Source organism: Corynebacterium lubricantis DSM 45231 (genome assembly GCF_000379425.1).
In the GTDB taxonomy this organism is placed as follows: domain Bacteria; phylum Actinomycetota; class Actinomycetes; order Mycobacteriales; family Mycobacteriaceae; genus Corynebacterium; species Corynebacterium lubricantis.
Genome location: NZ_KB902229.1, coordinates 1 through 2,508 on the forward strand (window position 1 = coordinate 1; position 2,508 = coordinate 2,508).

A 2,508-nucleotide genomic window follows, 5' to 3' on the forward strand; every position below is an offset into this window, starting at 1 on the left:
AATGATGTCACGGGGAAACGACGACCGGAGAAGATACCCATGGCTGTGATTATTTCACGTCGCTCTTCCTACTGCCCCAACTTTGCAACAGCACCGCTGTTGGCGTTTACCCAATGTCCGAAATCTGTGTGGACCAAGGTCTGGTCGAATAATCCAACCGAGCGGTTGAACCGTGAGATCCGCCGGCGCACTGATGTGGTGGGGATCTTCCCGAACCGCGATGCCGTAGTCCGTTTGGTCGGTGCGGTGCTGGCAGAACAACATGATGATTGGATCGAAGCAGAAGCGGTATATGTCGTTGACGAGCCTGGAGCAGACCAGGGCGATGATGACGGCGAACATCATCGATTCCGAGAAGAATACTTCTGAGATCACACGGAGGGATGCCGCATGAATCAGGGTCAGTTTCTAGCTCGTGATGGTCCCTAAGATCGTTGCGCTGCTTGTTTTATCGAAAGGCAGATACACCACTCCAGAGGACTTGACCTCCAGATGAACTACGAATATGAATTGTTGGGGTATACCCAGTAAAGGGGTCGAGGATTGCATCGACTGAGTCCGCGACGGCGCCGAGGTCTGGGTTGTCTCCATTGACCTCATCACTCGGTTCGTTTTAACAGGATGACACCCTGCCGACCGCGGGCATTGAAATACCGCCCGCTAACTTCCCCCTCTGGAGTAATGGTGATCTCGGCGGCTCCATCATGGTCGTGCATGTCCCCCTCGGCAAAACCGGGGCGGACTTGGTTTGAGTACGTGTAGGTCAGGCGGGCATCATGATGTCCTTCTTCATGAATAGCAGCTGATGAAGACCGTGACGTCGATGTTGTGGCTCCCATGACCTCAAAACGGATGAGAACCCGCAACCAACGCTGGTCGATAATGAGACGGACATCCACGACAGTGTCCGCATATGTGGAGCGGATTGTACCCTCATAGATGCCGTCTACAGCTGGGGTTGTGGTGACGCCGATCTTTCGAAGCCACTTCCAGCGCCACGCCCAAATGTCAAAAATCTTCAGGAGACCGATGAATGCCGCTCCGAGTGAAGGAGAACTGATCAGCCACCCGTATGAGAACCCAGTAGAGACGACGACTGCATTCATGGTGACGGCGATGACGACTGCCAGAACCGTGAGATACGCATAGGCTTGAGCTCGAGAATCAGTGGCGTAAGCGTGCATTTACAGCAGATCCCACAAAATGTTGATGACTCGCGCGGTAGTGTACTCGTTATGCTGACCGGGGTCGTCCACGAATAGCTTATGGATGCGGTCTCCAGACCACATGACGCTGCGTAGGGTGTCAGGGCTGAGCACGCTGAGCCTCGCCATCACCTTCGTAAGCCGCTCAGACGGATCATTCACGAACAGCTGATCGGGCAAGTTCGATACCAGACATTCGAGCAGGTAACCAGGAGCATCTCCCGGATTGAGTAGGCCGAGTGATACCGCCTTACGGCGTAGTCTCTTCACTTGACGCACCGTCGCCTTATAGTTTCCGTTGGCGGCTTTGTTTTTGGCCTGCCCCTGGGAAATATGCTCCTTAGGGTAGTTAACGATCCGGTTTCCCTGCAGCGGGGTGATTGAGATGCCCTCAACCCAGTTCGAGTGACCGGTTGGAGAGTATCTAGTGAAGAGGCGATGTTGCATCGCCGGCACGACGTCGGCGGCAACGTACCCGTCGCTTTTGGCAACCGTAATGCACTTGTTCTTATTTTGTAGGCGAGCTGAGCCGTAATATTCGTGCAGTGCTCGCTCCACCATCCTCCGGAAATCTGACGCGGATGTTGTGCCCGGCACCCGGTTAAGTTCAAAATTCCCTTTTTCGCTCCCACTAAGACGAGATGTTTCCGGCATGAATGTTGAAGTCATCATGACCACAACATCAACATCTGAGTCTCCGCGTGTGTTGGTGTTATTCGCATAGGATCCTTGCAGAAAAACCTCTGGGTTCACCACCTGCAGCTCAGTCGAGCGTGAGATCGCCTCACAGATGGAAGCGTAGGTGCGTTTCGATGCTTCGACAGATCCTTGCGCTGTCCACGCAACGTGTTCATCATGTTTCGTCGCCATATGCCCTCCTCTCGGTTGACCTTAGTGGAGGAGGGCGGTGCGGACACATGTTTTGGCTTTACTTGGGCGTCTAGTTTTCAGTCAATCCATGGGCTCGGGGTGGTGTCCGATCAGGCGCCTCTTTATCTCTATTCCGAGAAGTAGGGCAGTTTCTGCCCCCAAAGACTATTGTTGCTTTGGGGCATACACCAGGGGGACGGGTGCCCGGCAGGTGTCAGTGTCAGAAGGTGTTGGCACAGATCGGCCCTGGTGACCAGGGGTGTGACGACGACTTCTGAACACCATCCGGTCAGTCCTCATGGGCACTAGGACCTGTTATGAAAGTCGTTTGAGCCAGTGGTCAATGTTCGCGACCCGGATGACTGCCTCGAACCGGACGGCGAGTTTGTCGTATCGGGTGGCCACCCCGCGGTTGTGTTTGAGCGCGTTGAAG

Annotated in this window: 2 protein-coding genes and 1 pseudogene; 1 reads left to right on the forward strand and 2 read right to left on the reverse strand. The window is 54.5% G+C overall.

Features of this window, described 5'->3' with window-relative positions; translation table 11 throughout:
* Positions 1-84: 84 nt before the first annotated feature.
* A pseudogene (locus A37O_RS0111430) lies at positions 85-394 on the forward strand (transposase); the annotation flags it as partial.
* A 205-nt stretch (positions 395-599) separates the two neighbouring features.
* Here A37O_RS0111430 and A37O_RS0111435 read toward each other — a convergent pair.
* Both A37O_RS0111435 and A37O_RS15450 read right to left on the reverse strand, forming a co-directional pair.
* The gene (locus A37O_RS0111435; RefSeq protein ID WP_018297639.1) at positions 600-1,184 is read right to left on the reverse strand and encodes a Cap15 family cyclic dinucleotide receptor domain-containing protein; all 585 of its coding nucleotides are present in this window, start codon (positions 1,182-1,184) and stop codon (positions 600-602) included.
* The gene (locus A37O_RS15450; RefSeq protein WP_018297640.1) at positions 1,185-2,075 is read right to left on the reverse strand and encodes a nucleotidyltransferase domain-containing protein; all 891 of its coding nucleotides are present in this window, start codon (positions 2,073-2,075) and stop codon (positions 1,185-1,187) included.
* Positions 2,076-2,508: the final 433 nt, after the last annotated feature.